Below are 18612 nucleotides of genomic sequence, written 5' to 3' on the forward strand. Positions count from 1 at the left end.
CCATGGATCTGAACCATGAGACCGGGGCCGCGGTGGAGGGGTGGGATCATGTGGTGCAAAGCATCCAGACCATCCTCACCACACGGCTGAATTCGCGCGTGTTTCGCCGGGAATTTGGCTCCGAGGTCCCGGCTCTGGTCGATGCGCCTATGAACGACGCGAACGTCTTGGCGCTTTACGTGGCTGTTGCCGACGCTTTGGAGCGGTGGGAGCCACGATTTGAACTGACCGACGTCGCAGTCGAGGCCGCTGAAAGCGGCGTCATGACCATGACATTGGTCGGAAGCTACCGCCCAAATGCGCACAAAGGCGATCTGGCGGCTGTGGTGGATGACATTCAAACCGTCCGCGTCGTTCGCGATCGCGTGGAAAACTGGAGGCTTGTTGCATGAGCCGTTTTGCCGCACTCGATTTAACCACCCTGCCAGACCCAACCGCCATCGGCGTCCTGGACTTCGATGCCATTCTGGAGGCGCGCCTGGCTGAGCTGGAGGCGCAGCTATCTGAGGTGTTCGACGCACCGAAGGTGGCCGAGGTTATGGCGCTCGCACGAAACATCGCTGCCAGCCCGATACGATACCTCAACGAGGCGGGTGCCGCACGAGAGCTGTATATGGAAAACCGCATCAATGAGGCGGTGCGGTCTGTATTTCTGTCGACGGCACGCGGTAATGATCTCGATCAGATCGGGGCCAACCGCGGTGTCCTGCGAAAAATCTTGGATGATAGCGATCCGGACAATCCGGTGATGGAAACAGATGAGGCCCTTCGTGCCCGCATCCAACTGGTCATCGAGGCTTGGTCCCCCCACGGCACTGAAGGCTCTTACGTTTATTGGGCGCTGGATGCCGATGACCGCGTGGTCGATGTTGCCGTCTACGGGCCAAACCATGGCTTGGAGCCACCCATTCCGCCTGCCGAGCCAAAGATGGTCATCCTGTCCAGCGAAGGTGATGGTACAGCAGATGCGGCGCTTTTAGAGGCAGTGTTTCTGCACTGCACAACAGATAAGCGCCGTCCGGTAGCAGATAAGCTTTCAGTGATATCCGCATCGCCCGCCCCCTATGCGATCGAAGCGGTGCTGCACGTCACCACCCCCGAAACCGCCTCGGCGGTCCAGGAGGCGGCGCAGGCGGCAGCAACGGCGTTCGTGAATAGCCGGATACGTATTGGCCGAAAGCTTTACCGTACCTCTTTGGCAGCTGCGCTGACTGTGCAGGGCGTGGTCGATGTCGAGCTGATATCGCCCGCTGCTGATCTGGATATCGGCCCGTTTGAGGCGCCGTACTGCACCGGTGTCAACCTGACCCTTAAATCGATCACCGGGGGCTGGCGCGATGTTTGACGCAAGGGACACGCTGCTGCCACCGACCGCGACCCCGCTCGCGAAGGCGCTGGATATTTTGGAGGAGCGGCTATTCCAGCTTCCGGTCGAGATGGTGTCGAAAAACCCGCGCACTGTGGATGTGCGACTGCTCGACCATCTCGCTTGGGAGGAGTCTGTCGATGTTTGGGATTTCGACTGGCCAGAAGAGGTAAAGAGAAACGTTATCGCAGCCTCTGCGGAGGTTCATCGCCATAAGGGGACCCCGTACGCCCTAAAGTTGGCGCTCGCTGCCTTCGACGTTGATTCAGAGCTTCTTGAGTGGTTCGAGCCCGAGGGCGTGACGGACGGCTTGGAGGCCGGCAGTTTCAGGGTCACGGCATACGCAGGTCGGTCGCTATATGGCGACAGTGAAAACACGCTGAACAATCGCATGGTGGCTGCGATGAACGCCGTTCTGCAGCGTGTCGCGCCAGTGTCTCGCAAACTTATATTCCGGTTGGGCGAGAAGTTTCAGACGGAGACGTATGTTCGCGCTCACGCGCAGGGGTCGCAGTCACTGGAGGACGGGTCAGACCCAGCCCCCCGCCCCGAGCTTGCAAGTCCTGATATTTCTGTGCGCACAGGCTTTCGCCTTACGCAATCCAAGGTGGGCAGCCTTGAGTTGCTACCGCCATCAACCCCGGCGCCGACAGACCTTTCGGCCAGAACCCAGCTCCGGATTTATCTACAGCACCCGGGTCACGAGAGTCCGGACGTACGGCCGGCCATGACCTCAACGGCGTTCACCCTGCGGTTTGCTGCCATGGCTACGGCCCTGAGCAGTGAATTCCATGACATCCAAAGGAGGGCATAGACCCAATGCCAACAACACTTCTAACAGACATTGCGGAAACAAAGATCACCGCTGCAGCAGGCACGGGATCGGCGGTCGCAATCACGCACGTTGCCCTGGGCGACGGGAATGGCTCGAATTATGCCCCGGGGCACGCCCAAACAGGCTTGCGCCGAGAAATGGCTCGGCAGCCGATTGCAACGCGACACATCGAAGGCGGGAATGCTTGGCGTGTTCGGGCTGAGTTCGGTCCCGAAACACCTGCCTTCGCTGTCCGTGAGATGGGGTTCTTTGATGCTGACGGAGACCTCATTGCGGTTTGGGCAGGCAATGACGTGGAGCCCCGCCAGACTGGGGCCATAAGCTATCTGATCGATCACGTCCTCAGCTTCACACGTGTTGCGGACGGCCTCGTGATTGTGGAGGCTCCTGATGATGAGCTGGCGGAGGCTCGGGGCGACTTCAATCGTCTTGGGGCGCGGCTGGATGCGATGGATCAATACAGCCCTGCCGACCAGGTCGCTATGGCGGCAGGGGTGCAGCAGGCCATGAACCTCGGCGGAGTCTTGCTGCGAGAAATGGATGTCATGCGGCGGCGCGTGCTGGCTCAGGGTGTCGCCCTTATTCGCCTCAAGCACGTCATTGCAGGCATGCAGCTGACCAAGAGCGAGGTCCGCACCCTGCACCTCTCCCAAACCGGCACAGTTGGCGCAGGCCTGTCCAAGGCAAAGCTAGACGGCCTTATCGTGGCCCTTCCCGATGATGACTATCACGTCTCGGTGCCCACAAATGAAACGGGATCGCCGGTTCAGTATTTTGCCTACCTAGTGAAGTCGGGTGGCGTGTATGGCGTCGATATTGGAGCTTCCGTTCCGGATGAGGCGCTCGCGCTCTATCGGATCGATATCCCGGCTGGGGATACCGCGAGCAACCTGAACGCTGTGACGCTCGTAGATTTGCGGGTCATTCAGGCGGAAAACGCATGGACATCCGTCATTGAGCCATTCGCGGCCGTGGCATTTGCCGATGCGCTGCCATCGGCTGACTACATGGTGTCGGTCGAAATCGAAGATGCAACTAACATCGCAGCGGTCGGTGATGTGGTCATCTACGACAAGGCCAATAACGGCTTCAAAATTGGCCAAACCGGAAGCGCAGATAACGTGCGCATTCGCTGGACCGCGATCAACCCAAACTATCAATAAGAGGGGGTGGCTAAGTGAACGTCACGCACATGAACAAGGGCCCGAAGGTCGCCCATAGCCTCGAAGGCAGCATTCTGACCATCGGCCAGAATATCGTTCTCGACCTCAATGAGGAGCAAGAGGACGTCGAGCGGGTGATCAGCCTGTTTGTCGACGATGAGGGTCAATTGCAGGAAAGCGGAAAGCGCTACGCCGCGGTGATCGTTGTCCCGCCCCGCCGCTACCTCGATGAGGAGGTCGACGATGTCGTGGACGGCGAAGAAGTCGTCCAAATCATTCCGGTTGCCCAGCCCTGCCAGGTCGCCGCCGTAACCCTTCAGCTTTGGTCGATCGACGAAACTGCTGACCCTACCGAAAACGAGGAGTGACCTAGATGTCCATTACAATTTCCACACCAGATGCGCTGCGGCAGTCCGTTGAGGCTGCCTCGGGTGGTGCCAACACGGTGCTGTATGATGCCAAGGGGTATCCTTCCGTCATGTGCATCGTGCCGCGCTTCAATATCGAGGACATCGATCCTGCCTTGGGGTCCGGAACTCACCCCGCGTTTGTCGTGAACGGCGTCCCAAAATCTGAAATCTTCGTCGGCAAATTCCTGTCCCGCATTCACGATGGTCACGCCCTGTCATTGCCTGGGCAAGATCCATCTGCTGCAATCAACTTCGATACCGCCGACGCCCGCTGTACAGCTAAGGGCCCAGGCTGGCACATGATGACCAATGCAGAATGGTCGGCCGTCGCGCTCTGGTGCTGGAAGAACGGGTTCATGCCGCGTGGCAATACACAGTATGGCCGCGATCACGTTCAGCAATACGAAACCGGTCGGCGCCAAGACGGCGCAGCGCCGGGAGAAGCCTCGGGCACAGCGCGGACATTGACCGGCTCAGGCCCGGCTAGCTGGTTCCATGACAATACCCCGGCAGGCATCGCCGATCTGACGGGTAACGTATGGGAATGGCAGCGCGGCATGCGGATGGTTGATGGCGAAATCCAGATCATCCCTGACAACGATGCCGCAGCAACCGATGCCGACCACTCGCCTGCGAGCGCGCTTTGGAAGGCGATCATGCCCAACGGATCGCTGGTTGCGCCGGGCACAGCGGGGAGCTTGAAGTGGAATGCCACCGGCGCGGATGGCACCGGAAGCCCCGAGCTTGACACAGCTGTCACCAGCCAATCGGACGGCACCACGAGCGCGTCCGCGATGTACAAGGATGTCGCAGCCGCGGCAGGCGTGACAGTTCCGAACCTTCTCAAGCTTCTCGGCCTGTTCCCGTACGACGCGACCATTGAGCGCGGGCGGTTCTACATGCGCAACGAGGGGGAGCGTCTGCCGTTCCGTGGGGGCAACTGGCTCTACGGTGGCGGTGCCGGCTTGTTCGCCCTCAGCCTGAACGACCCGCGTTCGTACGTGCACACGAGCCTCGGTTTTCGGCCCGCTTTCGTAATCTGAAATCGGACCACCTGAGTTCTGTTGGGTGCGGGCGATAGCCCGCGCCTCGCTTTTGATCGCTGAAGGAGTTTGCGGTGGAAGACTTAAAAATCCGACGCAAATGCGAAGACATGATTGCGTATGGCTATGTCGTGTTGCCGCAATTTCCAAAATCAGAACGGCACGTTCTGAATCAGGAAATCCGCAACTCAATGTGGTCACTCCTTCGGTTAATCATCATCTGCAACAAGCGGTACTTTAAAAAGACCACGATGCAGGACTTGGACGCGGAGCTTGACCTGCTCCGCAGTCAGGTCCGGATGGCGCAAAGGCTCGGCTACTTGTCGTTTAAAAGCTACGAGGTGTGGAGCCGCCATCTTGATGAGATTGGCCGCATGGTTGGCGGTTGGTTCAAGAGCCTTCAGGAAAGGGGTGCAGGTAATGTGGCTTGAGCGTCTGCCGTTCCGTGGGGGCAACTGGAACAACGGTAGCAATGCCGGCTTGTTCGCCCTCAACCTGAACAACCCGCGTTCGAACGTGAACACGAACATCGGTTTTCGGCCCGCTCTCGGGAAATGCCAGAAGTTGCAGCCCTAACGGGGCTTCATCCAGAGCACCCTCGAAAGGACCCGCACTCCTCGGCCAAGTGCCGAAAGATATAAACAGGCCGGGGTGGGATAGTATCCAATCCTAGGTGGAGACCCCTCGCCCTGGCCGACTTTGGAAATACAAGAAATGGCAAAAACGTACTCCGGCCTGTTCGAAGGCTTCACCACCTTCGAAGCGCTGCATCGGGCATATGGGAGGGTCGTGAAAGGACGCAGGCATCAGCTGGATGTCATCCGGTTCGAGACTGACTTGGAAGCAAACCTCATCAACATCCAGAACAGCCTACTATGGAAGACCTATAAGACCGGCCCCTACAGAAACTTTAAGGTCTTTGAGCCGAAGGAGCGGGATATTTCAGCCCTTCCGATAAAGGACCGCATTGTTCAACACGCGCTGGTGGAGGCGATCGACCCGATTTGGTCCAGTCGGTTTATTCATGACACCTACGCATGCAGGCCTGGCAAAGGCGCGCACGCCGGTGCAGATCGGGCGCAGTTGTTTTTGCGTCAAACCCTGCAGGAAAGTGATGTGATCTATGTTTTGAAAGCTGACATCGCCAAATACTTCCCATCGATTTGCCATGATGTGCTGAAGCGCCTGCTGCGCAAGCGCATCGCCTGCAAGGATACCCTGTGGGTCATCGACAATATCATCGACAGCACCCTTGAGCCGGGCGATCCCTTGCCTCGGGGCATCCCGATCGGCAACCTGACGTCGCAGCTCTTCGCGAACATCTACCTTCATGAACTCGATGAGTTTGTGAAGTTCGACCTTCGAGAAAGCCGCTATCTGCGGTACATGGATGACTTTGCGATTGTTGGAAGCAACAAGGCCCATCTGCACGCGGTGCGGCAGGACATCGAGAATTTCCTGCATGCGCGTCTCGGCCTGCGCTGCAATCACAAGACACAGATTTTTCCGGTGTCACTCACGAATGGCCGCGCCCTAGACTTCCTCGGGTACCGTATCTGGCCGACGCATCGCAAAATCCGAAAGGATAGCGCGTGTAGGATGCGCAAAAAGATGAAGCGCATGGCGCGGCATTATCACGAAGGCAAGATCAGCCTGAAAGATGTCGACAAGGTCATCATGAGTTGGATCGGCCACGCGGGACACGCAAACACTTATCGCCTGCGGACACGCGTCCTTGGCGATGTCCCATTCATCCCACCCCCGCTTCTGCGCGACAGGAAGTAAAGGGGTGGCCCCAGTCGCCGGCGCGGCTGCGACACCGAACACACGATGGCACCAGCATACGGGCGCAGCGACTGCGGCGCTCGCATGCTGATGGCTGCCGACGGCACCCCCGCGTGTTGACGGCAAACGGCTTGGCGGCACCGGCAAGCTACTGAACGGGCCTTTCGGCTCACAATCCAAATCCGGCTGATGCCGGGCTTTCTTTTGTCAGAGGAGACGAAGATGAGCTTTCTTAGCTTCCACCACGGCACCCGCCTTCAGGAGTCCAATGAGACCCCGGTTTTGGTGCAGGTGGCACAAACTGCTGTTGTAGGCCTCATGGGCACCGCCCCTGATGCTGACCCGGCGAAATTCCCGATCAACACTCCCGTGCTGCTAAAAGGCAACCCCGCGGCGGCGGCTGACCTTGGCACGGCGGGCACGCTCAAAGACGCCGTCGACGATGTGTTCGACCAGATCGGTGCTTACACCATCGTGATCCGTGTCGAGGAGGGTCTCGATGAGGCCGCGACGATGACCAACTTGGTGGGCGATGCAACGCAGCTTACCGGCGTCCACGCACTGAAAAAGGCGGAAGCTCAGCTGGGCATCAAGCCGCGGCTGATCGCTATCCCGGGCTTCACCAGTGGCGACGGCGTGACCGCAAACCCCGTGGTAGCCGAGCTGGTCGGCGTCCTGGACCAGCTGAAGGCTGTCGCGTTCGTCGATGGGCCCGACACCACTGATGAGGATGCTCTCGCCTATCGCGAACTGATTGGCTCGCAGCGGGTCTATGTGGTCGATCCGAAAGTTCTCGTTTGGGATGCAGAGGCCGACGCATATGCGGCGCGGCCTGCGTCTGCGCGGTTTGCCGGTGTCCAGGCGCGCGTGGATACCAATCTTGGCTTCTGGCACTCGCTGTCGAACAAGAACATCAACGGGATCGGCGGTGCATCTCGCACAGTGACCTACGGCCTGCAGGCTGACTACCTCAACGAAAACCATGTCGGCACCATCATCAATATGGGGTCGGGCTTCATCACTTGGGGCAACCGCGCGGCGACGGAAGATGATCTGTGGGTATTCCTGTCGGTGCGCCGGACAGCGGACTTCATCAATGAGGCCATCGAGAAGGCGTATCTGGAATTCGTGGACAAGCCGTTCTCGGCCGCGAACCTGAAGTTCATGCTGGAAAGCGGCAACGCCGCCATGCGGACCTTCAAGGCTTCGGGCGCCATTCTGGGGGGTCGCGTTTGGATTGACGAAACCCTGAACGAGCCAACTGAAATGGCGGCGGGTAAAATCACGCTCTCCATGGAGTTCGAGCCGCCCGCGCCGATGGAGGACATCCGCTTCATCGCTCACCGCAACATCCAGTATTACCTGGAACTGACCAAAGAGGCGCTGAAGGCGGCAGCATAAAGGCACCGCCCACTGCGATCTGAAAGCCAAGCGCGCACCCCGCGCGCTTGGTCTGCAACATTGCGCTGACAAGGAGAAACAGCCATGAAATCCACCCCAGCCCTCATCCTGCGCAACTGCGCGCTTTGGGTGAACGAAGACGTCAAGGTCGGGCAGATGTCCGAAGTGACCATCCCGGCCTTCAAGGTGAAAACCGAGGGGCTTCGCAACGCCGGTATGGTGAAGGAACGTCAGGTTTCGCTCGGCTATGAGACCGATGACCTGAAATTCAAAATGACCGCCATGGATCCCGCCACGGTGACCGAGCTGACCGGCAAACCCGGCTATGAGCTGCCCTTCATGATCACCGGCGCGCTGGCTGATGAAGACGGCACCATGACGAACGCAACGCTTTATCTGCGGGGCTTCATGAAGTCCTTTGATTTCGGCACATGGAAGCCCGGCGATAAGGCCGAATCCGAGTACGAATTCGTCTGGCACTACTTCAAGCTGGACATCGGCGGCCAAACCCGCGTCGAAGCCGATGACTTCGACGTCAGCATCAACGGCGTTAGCCAAACCGGCGATATCCGCGCCGCACTGCTGCTGTAAGGGGGCATCATGGAATATCCTATCGAAGTGCCGCTGAAGCGCCCTGTTGAGGTTGATGGAAAGACGATCGACAAGCTCTCATTCGACGAGCCCGATCTTGCGACCAGCATTGCTGTTGAGGAGGCGCAATCCCCCGCCCTCCAGACTGCCACACTCCTAGCGGGCATGGCGGGCGTAGACCGTTCGGTGATGCTGAAGGTGAAGGAAAGCGACTTCCGAGAGATCGGAAAGCTCGTTTTGCGCCCCTATCAAGCGCATGTGGCCGCGCAGCAGGGGTCTGACGCGGGAAACGACCAACCGGCAAAGTAGCGAAAGACCTGCGCTTTGCCGCGGGGTTTGTTGCGAAGGCGCTTTCAACCCCGCTCCCGCAGGTGCTGGCCATGAAGGTCAGTGAGTTCGACATCTGGCAAGACACTGCCCGCGATGTATGGGACGCAACCCGTTTGAAATTCGAATAGGTTCAGTCGTCAGACAGAGGGCGCTGAAAGGCGTTCAGCTCGTCTCGTCTCAAAGGGCGCGATGGCCCGCTTTGGTGCGTCATCGCGCGATAGATCACGATCAGCAAAGCGGCGAATGCGAGCGCTCCCCACACCCCACCTGCAAACATGCCCACAAAGATTGTCGCCGCAACAGCGGCGGCAATCATGAAGATGGCAAAGATCATCGCGAAGATTTCCATGCCTTATACATAGGCTCCCCCCTCAATCACTTCAATGTGAGTACTGACTTATGGCCACCAAGCGCATCGAGACCCTCCTTAGCATTAAAGCGATCGACCAGTATTCGAACACCTTGCGCAATATGCGAACCGCTACCGGTCGGTTTGCAGATGGTGTCCGTACTGAGTTGAGCAGCTTGCAAGGCATTCGCGGGCCTCTGCGGCTGATCGAGGACTTCCGTAAGCAGCAAGATGTGGTGCGCAAGTCAGGCGCCGCCATGGAGCAGGCGCGCGAAAAGCAGCGCCGCTTGCTGGCTGAAATCCGCGCGACAAATAATCCGACAGCGCAGATGCGACGTGAGTTCGACCGCGCTCGAACTGCGGCTGACAGACTTGAGCAGCAGCACCATCAGAACCGCCGCACACTGTCCGGGCTTCGGGGTCAAATGCGTAGTGCCGATATCAATACGGCAGACCTTGCGGGCGAACAGCGGCGGCTTGCGGGGTCGGTCGATCGCGTCACCACATCGATCGGCAACCAAATCGATCGCCTGCGTCGGTTGGAGACGATGCAAACCCGCATCGCTGAAGGCCGTGAGCGGATGGATAGGTCGCTGGCAACCGCCAGCAATGTCGCAATCACCGGCTTTGCGTCGATACATTCCGGCAAGCGCATCCTGACCGCGCTCTCGGGCCCGGTGCAGCAGGCGGTCGAATTTGAAAGCGCGATGTCTGATGTTCGGAAGGTTGTGGATTTTGACACGCCGGAGGCATTTTCCGAGATGTCGGAGGATATTCTGGAACTGTCGACCCGTATCCCAATGGCGGCGGACGGTTTGGCGCAAATCGTTGCTGCTGGTGGTCAGTCGGGTATTGCCCGCGATGAACTGCTGAAATTCACTGAAATGGCAGCGAAGGTTGGGGTGGCTTTCGACATCTCGGCAGATCATGCTGGCTCATCCATGGCTGATATTAAAACAGCGATGCGGCTGACGCTGGATGAGACGGGTTCCCTGTTCGACGCGATGAACCATCTGTCGAATAACTCCAATGCTCGAGCCGACAAGACATTGGACTTTATGAATCGCGCTGGTGCATCCGGCGCGACGTTCGGTTTCGATAACACCGAAACTCTTGCGATCGGTGCGTCTATGATCGCGGCGGGGGCTGGCGCGGATACCGCAGCGACATCCTTTCGCAATATGGGACGTTCGCTGACGCGCGGCGCGAGCGCGACCAAACGGCAGTCTGGGGCGATGCGCATCCTCGGTCTAGATGCTGAGCAAGTCGCCCGAGGCATGCAGCGTGATGCAGTCGCTACGACATCTGACGTGCTTCAGCGTCTCCGCGAATTGCCGGAGCATATGCAGGCGTCGGTGATGTCAGACCTTTTTGGCGATGAGGCGCGAGAACTGACCAAGCTGATTAACAATGCGGAGCTTTTGCCGCAGCTTCTGTCGTTGGTCGCCGAAGAGCGCCAGTATTTGGGTAGTTCCGAAGCTGAGTATGCCGAACGTGCAAAAACCACGGCGAATAACCTTCAGCTGATGCGAAACCAGATGTCCCGCCTTGGTATCAGTATTGGTGAAGTAGTTTTGCCGCCTCTGAATGACCTGCTCGAAATGTCGCAGGGCGTCATTGAGCGGCTGGTTGAGTGGACGAAAGAGAACCCCAAACTAACCAAAGGTCTCGTTATTGGCGCCACTGCCTTTGGCGCTCTGGCAGTGGCAGGGGGTGCTGTGTTGACCGTTGCAGGTGGCCTGATCGGGACGATGGCGGTTCTGCGCTTCGGTTTGGTTGGGTTGGGCGCTCGCGCGGTATTCGCGGGTGGCGAGGTCGCAACGTTGGCTTCCAGTATCGTTCGCGCTGGCCGTAGCGGGTCAGGGCTGGCCCGTCTCAGCACTGGGTTGACCGCGTTTACCACTAGCCGTGCGGGCGCGATGCGGGCGGTCAGCGGCGCTTTGCGTGGGTTTGCCGGGATCACTGGGCTACGCGTAGTGGCAACGGCCCTGACAGGCCTCGTTGGCGTCGTGGGCACCATCAGCGCCCCTGTATGGGCGGCAGTCGCCGCCGCTGTTGCCACGGTCGGGGCTGCTTGGAAGTACTGGGATCGGATTTCCTCGATCGTCAGTGGCGTTGCTTCGGCGATCGGAGATCGGCTTCAGCCCGTTCTGGAAAGCATCAAGCCGGTGCTGGAATTCTTGTCGCCTGTTGTCGACGGGGTGAAAACCGCATTCTCTGGGATCGGGGATGTCATCAGTGACGTTGTGTCGGCCATTCGCGAATTCTTTTCCGGTGACCTTTTCTCGCGTGAGGTGCTAACCGATGAGGAAAAATCTCGTCTAGAGAATAGCGCATCAGAAATGACCGATAAGATCATCGACGGTATTGCGTCGGGGGTTTCTGGTGTCTTCCAGGTTGGCCGCGACATCATCGTCAGTCTTTGGGATGGCGCCCGCGCTGAATTCGCTGAGTTTATCGAGTGGGTGAAGGACATGCCTGCGCGCATCGTTGAATCAATTGGCGTGATAGAGATGTCCGATGTGTTTAATTGGGGCGGACCGCCGAGCTGGTGGACATCCATCTTTGGAGGGGATGAGGCTGAAATTGCTGCGCCGACCATTATTGACGCCCCGAATTTTTCCCAGCTACCCGAGGCGCAACAGTCAGCTGCGGAGACCGTTGTCTCCGTGGCGCAGGCCGGGCCGTTACCGACACCCAGACGTCTGCAAGATTTGCGCGAACATTCCATCAGTCTTCGTGAGGAGATCACACGAATTCAGGGTGAGATTGATGATCTTGGCCAGGGCCCGATGGCTGACAGTATGGCAGCCTCGCTACGACAAGCCATGGGTGTCCGCAGTAGAGAGCTGCGGGAAGTCGAGGCGGAATTGTCGAATGCTGAAGTGCGCGCAGACGAGTTGTCTGCCGCGTTGAAAGTGATCCACGGCACTGATGCCGCGCCGGAAATCAGCACGGCATCAATTGAGCGCGCAGACGGCCTGATCTCCGAGATGTTAGCGAAGTTGCAAGCAGCGCCTTTGTCCGAAGTGGTGGAGCTGGATAGCTTTCGCATGCTGCCGCCAGCTCCCCGTGCGGCGGCGGAAACGGTCGTGTCCATAACCCAGTCTGGGCCATTGCCAACACCTGCACGACTTCAGGAGCTTCGCGATCACGCGGCCAGTCTGCGCGAGGAAATCGCCAATATCCAAGGTGAGATTGACAACCTCGGTCAGGGTCCGATGGCCGATACCATGGCGATCCCGCTGCGGCAGGATATGGACGCCCGCCGCCGAGAGCTTCAAGAGGTCGAAACGGAACTGTCCAGCGCTGAGAAGCGGGCGGACGATCTGACCTCGGCGCTTCAGGTTCTGGATGGAACGGAGGCGGCACCTGAGATCAGCACGGCATCCATCGATCGCGCGAATGAAAAAGTGGCACGCCTGCTGGCTCAATTGCGCTCAATCCCATCTGCGGGCACTGGCGCGGTTGCAAGCCCGAAGCCCGCGGGGGCGCGTGCGCTCGGGGGGCCGGTCCGCACGGGGCTTCCCTATCTGGTGAATGAGAACACCCCTCGGTCTGAGTGGTTTGTCCCGTCTCAGTCAGGGGGGATTCTGAATGTGTCTCAGGCGCAATCCGCACTTCGAGCTCACATGACCTCGATGTCCTTCCGCCCGATCCCCACGAACCCGTCTCTGACGCGGCTTCACCGGGGCGCGCAGGGGCTGCGTGCGGCGAGCCTGGCGGTTCTGACCAGCTCGGCCGTTGCGATGCCAGCCGCGGCGCAGTCTGCCCCGCCGGTCAAGCCCGGCAGCAGTTCCGTCACGGTGCAGATCGAAAACTTCACCGTGCAGGTCCCGTCTGGGGTTTCTGACCCTGAGGCTATCGCAGACCTCGTGTCTGAACGCATTGGGCAGCGGGTATCCGCCACACTCACGGCAAGCTTTTCAGATTAAGGAGGTGGCATGGCTGGACCTGTGACCATGGCCCTCGGGCCATTCATGTTTCGCGCCCATGGCTTCGGCTATAGCGGGCTGGGTCGGAAACTGGATACCACATGGGCTGAAATTGAGACGGCGGGGCGGTTGAACGCCCTGCAATGGACAGGCCCGCGCAGTGAGGTCGTGACGATCAACGGCGTTCTGTTCCCGCAAGAGTTCGGGGGCATCGGCACGCTTGAGGGGGCACGCCTTGCGGCTAAGTCCGGTCTGCCTCTGATGCTGGTTTCGCTTGGGGGCAAGGTATTCGGCAGCCACGCAATTCAGAAGATCGATGAGGATCGAGGGTTCCACGATCGCTACGGTACCCCCGGCCGGAACGCCTACACCATCGAGGTAAAGCGGATCGGCGCGGGGTTCTCTCTCCTTTCCTTGCTGGGGGCATTCTAATGGCAGGCACCTACGTCACCCGCGCAGGGGATGCGCTCGACCTCATTTGCTTGCGCGAATACAGCGCGCAGTCGGGTGCTGTTGAGCGCGTCCTGGAAGCAAACCCCCACATCAAGAAGGTAGCACATCGGCTCCCAGGGGGCATTGAAATCACGCTGCCCGACATCGCGATCCAAGAGAGGTCCGGCCAACCGTTGAGGTTATGGGACTGATGACACACCCTCAAATCGTTGTCACCGTCGATGGGGTGCCGGTGTCTGGGCCCTTCTTTGAGCGGCTCGTGAGCCTGACCATCACTGATCGTGAAGGCATCCAGACAGACACTTTGGAGATGACCTTTAACGACGCGCCGCCGCATTTCCAATCACCGCGGCGCGGTGCTGTTGTATCTGCCACGATATTAAGCGGCGCAAGTGGGGCGTTTGTCGGCTCCTACATCGTCGATCGAGTGGAATTCGCCTGCTTGCCCTACACGATCACGGTCAGGGGGCACTCTGCTGATCTTCGCTCAGCGATGAAGGCCAGTAAAACCAAACACTGGGATGACGCTTCAGTAAAAGACATCGTCGAAGAAAAGGCCGGCGACTACGACCTAGAGGCCAAGGTATCCGATGCTGTTTCAGGTCACGTCTATGAGTGGATTGCCCAGCAAGATGAATCGGACCTGAACTTTCTGGAGCGCCTCGCGCGCCGTCATCGCGCCCTGTTCACAATTAAGAACGGCACCCTCCTTTGGCTGGAGCGCGGCGCGGGAAAAACGGCAGATGGAACCGCCATCCCGCCGTCGATCGTTCTTGCGCCGGCGGTGATCGAAGGTTCGTGCCGCGTGTCGGAAACTGATGTCGATCGGTTCAAGACGGTCAAGGCTTATTGGCAAGACCGGAAGGGCGCAAAACGTCAGGAGATCACCGTCGATGCAGACCCCGAGGCAAGTGGAGAGCACGTGCTCCGCGACCCCTACAGCTCGAAAGAAGAGGCGACATCAGCGGCCAAGGCGGCCGCACGCGAAATGATGCGCGGGCTTATCGAAACACAGTGCTCGATCGTCGGCCGTCCCGCCCTCATGGCGGGGCAGCCACTCATCTACGCCGGGGTGCGCCCTCTGGTCGATGGTCGAGAATTCATTCTCGATCGCGTCACGCACTCCTTCACGAAGTCCGGCGGTTTGCGCACCGCATTTACGGGGAAAGCTAAAGTATGAATGAAAAGACGAAGACGAAGGCGCGCGAACGTGCAGAGTCAGCGTTTCTTTGGTGGCGCATCATCGCCACCGCCTGTGGCGTAGCAGCTGCGCTATGGGTTCAGTTGATCGGCCCCGGGGTGCAGGAGTGGATCCGTGAGTTCTCCGGTCAGAATGAGCTGCGCCGAGACTTCAATGACCAAATCAGCGGGGTGTCTGAGCGCCTAGAGTATATCGAGCGCGTCCTGCCAGCACCGCCGGTCGTCGACTGGATACCCGAAGCATCATTCCAGGTTGGCGCCTGCACATCTCAGCGTTGCGTTTATCGGCTGGTTGGTTCCCGGACTGAGTTTGGTGAGAATTGCGGCCGCCCCCGCGAGGTAGAGGTGTTCCTCAGGCTGTCCAGCGGCCGCCAGCTGCGGATCGGGTATAGCAGAGGGTTCCGCCCTGTTGAGCTCGGGCGCACCCCGCAGGAGTTCGACGTGCCGCTCGATCTCCCCCCGTTGATAGCTGAGGGGGAATACTATTGGCGCAGCCGGGTTGTTTATCCCGAGTGCACCGGCCCACGGGAGCCAATCCCGCGCTTCTCTCCCTGGTGGCCTTTGAACGTAAGCCGCGGCTAAAGGCCAGATCACCGCAAACTCAACTACCACACCCCGTCTGCGGGGCTTCTAAACATGGAAGGATCGAACATGAACCTCATAGACAACTGGCGACGGATCGCCTTTCGAAGCTATTCGATGTGGAGCCTGTACCTCGGCCTCCTCGCCCTTTTAGGCAGCGAAATCCTCTACGGGTTTTTCGGCATCGAGGCGGACCCCTACCCGCTCGGCAAGGCCGCTCTCGCGTTCTTCATTATCGGTATTTTTGGGCGCTTGATTCGGCAGGATGCGCAAAGCGTTGTTTTCCGCCGGGGCCTGTTCCTCACGGCTTTCGCCTACGGCTTGGTGATGCTGTTTCAATCGCTGGGCGGTGCGGTCATCGAGGGCCGACAGGCGCCGGAGTATCGCCATGATGTCCGCATTGAGCAGCATGCCCGCATCATCCCGGCGATGGCGGAGGTGCCCGTGGAGCTGGTCAAGGCCGGGGGTGTCGCGACCGAAGGCGAGTTCTTGGCGATCGCCGTGCCGTTCATTGGCGAGTGGGAGGGCTTGCGGCTGGTGGCCTACAAGGATGTTGTCGGCGTCTGGACCGTCTGTTTTGGAGAGACGAAAGGCGTGCGGCCTGGTGACCGCTATACCGTGGCGGAATGCGAAGCCATGCTCGCCCGCGAGATATTGAGCTACCGGCAAGGCCTGCACCGCTACTTCACCCCATCGACCTTATCCGATCGGCTGCCCGTCAAGCGCGATGTGGCCTATGTCAGCCTTGCGTACAATGTCGGCGTGTCGCGGGCCGGGACAGCAACCGCGACCAAGCGCCTGAACGCGGGTGATGTGCCGGGCGGCTGCGAAGCGCTGACCTGGTACAATAAGGCGGGCGGCCGCGTGTGGCGCGGTCTTGTTCGTCGGCGCTCTGCTGAGAAAGGTTTCTGCATGGCCGGGGTGATCGCATGATGTACGAGCTCGTAACCATTCTCGCCCTGTTCGCGGTCCAAATCGCGGACGTGTGGACAACCAATCAGATTCTCGCCCGCGGCGGCCGTGAGCTGAACCCGATCATGAAATGGATCATGGATAAGACAGGTGATCAGTGGTCAGTGGTGAAGGTCGCGGCCGCGCTGATCGTAGCCGCTTTTCTCTGGACCAATGGGAATATCTCGGCCGTCTGGATCATCACCGCGATCACGGGGCTCGTTGCCTTGAATAACTATCGGGTCTTGCGAGGCATGAGATGATCGGGGCGGCCCTGATTTCTCGCCTCGCGCCCTACCTGATCGCCGCCGCACTAGCAGGTGGCGGCGTCTGGTGGGTCATGGGGCTCAGAGAGGAGAACGCGGCCCTGCGGTCCGATGTTGACCGACTGACAAGAGTGCTGGCCGGATGCACGGCCCGCGCAAGCAACCTCATAGAGGACAATGAAAGCGATGCCAAAGTCGACAACATGCCTGATCTTCGCGCCGTTCCTGATGAGTGGCTGTTCGTGGTTCCAGACACCCCCGGCCCCTCCACCGTCTACTGAGGTGGCATTCTGCGATGTCGAAGAGAAGCGCCGGTTCACGCGCGAGGAGATCGATTGGCGGGCGAAAAATGCGCCGTGGAATCTGAGGCGGGATTATAAGACCAACCTGACCTTCGAGCGTGAGTGTGAAGCTTGAGCGGCCAATAGGCGCCTTGGTGCTCACCTAGTATGGACTATGTCTGGTTTGCAGAATCACCGCCAATGATGAAGGCTCCACCGGCGAGCGTTGGAAAATTGAAAAACTACGCAATCATGTTATATATTTCCTATGTGTAAGAATGATCGAAACAATCATGAAGCTAACGACCGCACCCGGTCGGACGACGCCTGCGACGCGGCGAACAAGTTTTTTGATGCTATTTTTCAGGACGATACGTTGGAAGAATCAGTAAAAAGAGATCATTCAGATGGCGCATTCCGAGGAAAAAAACCTTTCCGTTTATGAATTTATCTATGTCGACTGGCGACGCGTTGCCAGTCTGATCGCTCAAATGGATCCGAACGGGGTCATGACGGCGTTAGAGACTTCTTCAACTCGCGACAAAGCTGTCTCACTAGACGTGGAAACCGCAGGCGAAGCGGGGATACCTCTTGTTAAAAAGGGCTCGCTAGGAGCAGCCTTACAAGGCCAAGCTGGCTATGCGGCCTCAGTTAATAAGAGCTTTGACGCATCTGATATTGCTCCGCAGACGCTACTCTCCCTACTTGATCATAGAGGAATGATCTTCCGAGATGCCAGTAAGGCAACATTTGGGTCAATTGCACTGATGCGAGGCAACTTGCATATATTGGATTTGGGCTTGATTTCCGAAAGCTGGCACCAATTCGAAGGCGAGGGCGAGCAAGGATTTGGCGCAGTGGCAAGCAAGCTCTTCGACGATCCAGTCGCACTCCTATTTGGGGCTGGGAAAAAGACCTGGTCTCCCTTCAAGAGAGAGTATTGGCAGCTGGGCGCTTCTAGCATCCTGACACACGGCCACCATATTTCTGGGAAATGGAGTATCTTAGGGGTGATTTCGAAAATGCCCGAAACCAAGCCCTCCAACTCAAAAGCTAATAGCTTCCCCGACGGGCACCGCATCCCCACCATGCTTGAGGGAATGAATGAAATTAAACAGGAAACGGGGTGTCCAGATGATTTCTACGCTGTCACCCCTCTTCTTTGCTTCCGGGCGATAGGGGTAAATGCGGGCTGATAGAGCCATCTCCACTTCTTTCGGCTGCTAGAGGTGCTGCATTTTGCAGCGCATCCAGTGGTTTTTCAATGAATTCCAGCTGCCTCGGCTGAGCTGGATTTCACCCACAGTATTTCCGTCGACATCCAACAAGTCGGCCCAGAACCGTGTCCTGGGGCACGTCGCTCTCGAAAGCAAGAACCATACTGATTTCCTCCGGCAGCTAGTCGGGTTTACGGTTGGTGATCTCAATTGATGTCCTATCGCCGTGCAGGCTAACGCGCACCTCAGCTCGATCATCGGTCGAGCCTTGAGCCTGGCTGCGCGCCATATTCAGAAGCGCCTGAATTGGCCTCCACGCTTCCCAATCTTTCTGGGTCAAGAGGTTTGCCCCACATTTAGGGCAGGCTGCGCCGACATGCTCCGGTGTGATCGTACCGACATGTTCAACATGACCGCATCCGCCTGCATCGCAATTTAATACTTCGCTCATTAC

General features: G+C 58.7%; 22 protein-coding genes. 20 read left to right on the forward strand and 2 right to left on the reverse strand.

The window, feature by feature from the left end; translation table 11 throughout:
• The first annotated feature begins 2 nt into the window (after positions 1 to 2).
• The 11 genes from T8A63_RS11005 to T8A63_RS11055 all read left to right on the forward strand — a co-directional run bounded on the left by T8A63_RS11005 (position 3) and on the right by T8A63_RS11055 (position 8903).
• Positions 3 to 392 (forward strand): GPW/gp25 family protein, encoded by a 390-nt coding sequence (locus T8A63_RS11005; RefSeq protein ID WP_322343809.1) that lies wholly within the window; start codon positions 3 to 5, stop codon positions 390 to 392.
• Entirely contained in the window at positions 389 to 1345 is a 957-nt protein-coding gene (locus tag T8A63_RS11010; protein WP_322343810.1) for a baseplate assembly protein, read from the forward strand. The genes T8A63_RS11005 and T8A63_RS11010 overlap by 4 nt, the downstream gene beginning before the upstream one ends.
• Positions 1338 to 2180 (forward strand): phage tail protein I, encoded by an 843-nt coding sequence (locus T8A63_RS11015; RefSeq protein WP_322343811.1) that lies wholly within the window; start codon positions 1338 to 1340, stop codon positions 2178 to 2180. The genes T8A63_RS11010 and T8A63_RS11015 overlap by 8 nt, the downstream gene beginning before the upstream one ends.
• A 5-nt stretch (positions 2181 to 2185) precedes the next feature.
• On the forward strand, positions 2186 to 3364 hold the full coding sequence (locus T8A63_RS11020; RefSeq protein ID WP_322343812.1) for a phage tail protein: 1179 nt from the start codon (positions 2186 to 2188) through the stop codon (positions 3362 to 3364).
• Positions 3365 to 3378: 14 nt separating this feature from the next.
• Positions 3379 to 3732, forward strand: coding sequence for a hypothetical protein (locus tag T8A63_RS11025; protein WP_322343813.1), 354 nt, complete (start codon positions 3379 to 3381; stop codon positions 3730 to 3732).
• 5 nt (positions 3733 to 3737) lie between these two features.
• Positions 3738 to 4817 carry an SUMF1/EgtB/PvdO family nonheme iron enzyme gene (locus T8A63_RS11030; RefSeq protein ID WP_322343814.1) on the forward strand — a complete coding sequence of 360 codons (1080 nt, stop codon included), beginning with the start codon at positions 3738 to 3740 and terminating at the stop codon, positions 4815 to 4817.
• A gap of 74 nt (positions 4818 to 4891) precedes the next feature.
• The gene (gene avd, locus T8A63_RS11035; protein WP_322343815.1) at positions 4892 to 5248 is read left to right on the forward strand and encodes a diversity-generating retroelement protein Avd; all 357 of its coding nucleotides are present in this window, start codon (positions 4892 to 4894) and stop codon (positions 5246 to 5248) included.
• Positions 5249 to 5531: 283 nt separating this feature from the next.
• The gene (locus T8A63_RS11040; RefSeq protein WP_322343816.1) at positions 5532 to 6602 is read left to right on the forward strand and encodes a reverse transcriptase/maturase family protein; all 1071 of its coding nucleotides are present in this window, start codon (positions 5532 to 5534) and stop codon (positions 6600 to 6602) included.
• Positions 6603 to 6824: 222 nt separating this feature from the next.
• A complete protein-coding gene (locus T8A63_RS11045; protein WP_322343817.1) occupies positions 6825 to 8003 on the forward strand; it encodes a phage tail sheath subtilisin-like domain-containing protein in 1179 nt (392 codons plus the stop codon).
• An 84-nt stretch (positions 8004 to 8087) separates the two neighbouring features.
• A complete protein-coding gene (locus T8A63_RS11050) occupies positions 8088 to 8594 on the forward strand; it encodes a phage major tail tube protein (RefSeq protein WP_322343818.1) in 507 nt (168 codons plus the stop codon).
• Positions 8595 to 8603: 9 nt separating this feature from the next.
• Positions 8604 to 8903, forward strand: a complete 300-nt coding sequence (locus tag T8A63_RS11055) for a phage tail assembly protein (RefSeq protein WP_322343819.1) — start codon at positions 8604 to 8606, stop codon at positions 8901 to 8903.
• A gap of 151 nt (positions 8904 to 9054) precedes the next feature.
• Here the strand turns inward: T8A63_RS11055 and T8A63_RS11060 are convergent, their stop codons facing one another.
• Positions 9055 to 9273, reverse strand: coding sequence for a hypothetical protein (locus T8A63_RS11060; RefSeq protein ID WP_322329572.1), 219 nt, complete (start codon positions 9271 to 9273; stop codon positions 9055 to 9057).
• A gap of 50 nt (positions 9274 to 9323) precedes the next feature.
• Between T8A63_RS11060 and T8A63_RS11065 the strand changes: the two genes are divergently transcribed.
• The 9 genes from T8A63_RS11065 (at position 9324) to T8A63_RS11105 (ending at position 18137) form a co-directional block, all read left to right on the forward strand.
• Positions 9324 to 13208: a phage tail tape measure protein gene (locus tag T8A63_RS11065; RefSeq protein WP_322343820.1), complete on the forward strand. Its 3885-nt coding sequence runs from the start codon at positions 9324 to 9326 to the stop codon at positions 13206 to 13208.
• A gap of 9 nt (positions 13209 to 13217) precedes the next feature.
• On the forward strand, positions 13218 to 13640 hold the full coding sequence (locus T8A63_RS11070) for a phage tail protein (protein ID WP_322343821.1): 423 nt from the start codon (positions 13218 to 13220) through the stop codon (positions 13638 to 13640).
• On the forward strand, positions 13640 to 13852 hold the full coding sequence (locus T8A63_RS11075) for a tail protein X (RefSeq protein ID WP_322343822.1): 213 nt from the start codon (positions 13640 to 13642) through the stop codon (positions 13850 to 13852). The genes T8A63_RS11070 and T8A63_RS11075 overlap by 1 nt, the downstream gene beginning before the upstream one ends.
• A gap of 68 nt (positions 13853 to 13920) precedes the next feature.
• Positions 13921 to 14841 (forward strand): phage late control D family protein, encoded by a 921-nt coding sequence (locus T8A63_RS11080; RefSeq protein ID WP_322343823.1) that lies wholly within the window; start codon positions 13921 to 13923, stop codon positions 14839 to 14841.
• Positions 14838 to 15443 (forward strand): hypothetical protein, encoded by a 606-nt coding sequence (locus T8A63_RS11085; RefSeq protein ID WP_322329567.1) that lies wholly within the window; start codon positions 14838 to 14840, stop codon positions 15441 to 15443. Before T8A63_RS11080 ends, T8A63_RS11085 begins: the two co-directional genes overlap by 4 nt.
• Positions 15444 to 15512: 69 nt before the next feature.
• Entirely contained in the window at positions 15513 to 16376 is an 864-nt protein-coding gene (locus tag T8A63_RS11090) for a lysozyme (protein WP_322343824.1), read from the forward strand.
• Positions 16373 to 16657 carry a DUF5658 family protein gene (locus T8A63_RS11095; RefSeq protein WP_322343825.1) on the forward strand — a complete coding sequence of 95 codons (285 nt, stop codon included), beginning with the start codon at positions 16373 to 16375 and terminating at the stop codon, positions 16655 to 16657. Before T8A63_RS11090 ends, T8A63_RS11095 begins: the two co-directional genes overlap by 4 nt.
• A complete protein-coding gene (locus tag T8A63_RS11100; RefSeq protein ID WP_322343826.1) occupies positions 16654 to 16941 on the forward strand; it encodes a hypothetical protein in 288 nt (95 codons plus the stop codon). Before T8A63_RS11095 ends, T8A63_RS11100 begins: the two co-directional genes overlap by 4 nt.
• A gap of 407 nt (positions 16942 to 17348) precedes the next feature.
• Positions 17349 to 18137 carry a hypothetical protein gene (locus T8A63_RS11105; RefSeq protein WP_322343827.1) on the forward strand — a complete coding sequence of 263 codons (789 nt, stop codon included), beginning with the start codon at positions 17349 to 17351 and terminating at the stop codon, positions 18135 to 18137.
• Between the two features lie 202 nt (positions 18138 to 18339).
• Here the strand turns inward: T8A63_RS11105 and T8A63_RS11110 are convergent, their stop codons facing one another.
• The gene (locus T8A63_RS11110) at positions 18340 to 18609 is read right to left on the reverse strand and encodes a hypothetical protein (RefSeq protein WP_322343828.1); all 270 of its coding nucleotides are present in this window, start codon (positions 18607 to 18609) and stop codon (positions 18340 to 18342) included.
• Positions 18610 to 18612: the final 3 nt, after the last annotated feature.

Origin of the sequence: Sulfitobacter sp. OXR-159, from assembly GCF_034377145.1 — a bacterium.
GTDB lineage: Bacteria > Pseudomonadota > Alphaproteobacteria > Rhodobacterales > Rhodobacteraceae > Sulfitobacter.

Coding starts and splice junctions, on each gene's coding strand:
- T8A63_RS11005 (WP_322343809.1), top strand. CDS start 3: ATGGATCTGAACCATGAGACCGGGGCCGCGGTGGAGGGGTGGGATCAT.
- T8A63_RS11010 (WP_322343810.1), top strand. CDS start 389: ATGAGCCGTTTTGCCGCACTCGATTTAACCACCCTGCCAGACCCAACC.
- T8A63_RS11015 (WP_322343811.1), top strand. CDS start 1,338: ATGTTTGACGCAAGGGACACGCTGCTGCCACCGACCGCGACCCCGCTC.
- T8A63_RS11020 (WP_322343812.1), top strand. CDS start 2,186: ATGCCAACAACACTTCTAACAGACATTGCGGAAACAAAGATCACCGCT.
- T8A63_RS11030 (WP_322343814.1), top strand. CDS start 3,738: ATGTCCATTACAATTTCCACACCAGATGCGCTGCGGCAGTCCGTTGAG.
- T8A63_RS11040 (WP_322343816.1), top strand. CDS start 5,532: ATGGCAAAAACGTACTCCGGCCTGTTCGAAGGCTTCACCACCTTCGAA.
- T8A63_RS11045 (WP_322343817.1), top strand. CDS start 6,825: ATGAGCTTTCTTAGCTTCCACCACGGCACCCGCCTTCAGGAGTCCAAT.
- T8A63_RS11050 (WP_322343818.1), top strand. CDS start 8,088: ATGAAATCCACCCCAGCCCTCATCCTGCGCAACTGCGCGCTTTGGGTG.
- T8A63_RS11055 (WP_322343819.1), top strand. CDS start 8,604: ATGGAATATCCTATCGAAGTGCCGCTGAAGCGCCCTGTTGAGGTTGAT.
- T8A63_RS11060 (WP_322329572.1), bottom strand. CDS start 9,273: ATGGAAATCTTCGCGATGATCTTTGCCATCTTCATGATTGCCGCCGCT.
- T8A63_RS11065 (WP_322343820.1), top strand. CDS start 9,324: ATGGCCACCAAGCGCATCGAGACCCTCCTTAGCATTAAAGCGATCGAC.
- T8A63_RS11070 (WP_322343821.1), top strand. CDS start 13,218: ATGGCTGGACCTGTGACCATGGCCCTCGGGCCATTCATGTTTCGCGCC.
- T8A63_RS11075 (WP_322343822.1), top strand. CDS start 13,640: ATGGCAGGCACCTACGTCACCCGCGCAGGGGATGCGCTCGACCTCATT.
- T8A63_RS11085 (WP_322329567.1), top strand. CDS start 14,838: ATGAATGAAAAGACGAAGACGAAGGCGCGCGAACGTGCAGAGTCAGCG.
- T8A63_RS11090 (WP_322343824.1), top strand. CDS start 15,513: ATGAACCTCATAGACAACTGGCGACGGATCGCCTTTCGAAGCTATTCG.
- T8A63_RS11095 (WP_322343825.1), top strand. CDS start 16,373: ATGATGTACGAGCTCGTAACCATTCTCGCCCTGTTCGCGGTCCAAATC.
- T8A63_RS11100 (WP_322343826.1), top strand. CDS start 16,654: ATGATCGGGGCGGCCCTGATTTCTCGCCTCGCGCCCTACCTGATCGCC.
- T8A63_RS11105 (WP_322343827.1), top strand. CDS start 17,349: ATGGCGCATTCCGAGGAAAAAAACCTTTCCGTTTATGAATTTATCTAT.
- T8A63_RS11110 (WP_322343828.1), bottom strand. CDS start 18,609: ATGAGCGAAGTATTAAATTGCGATGCAGGCGGATGCGGTCATGTTGAA.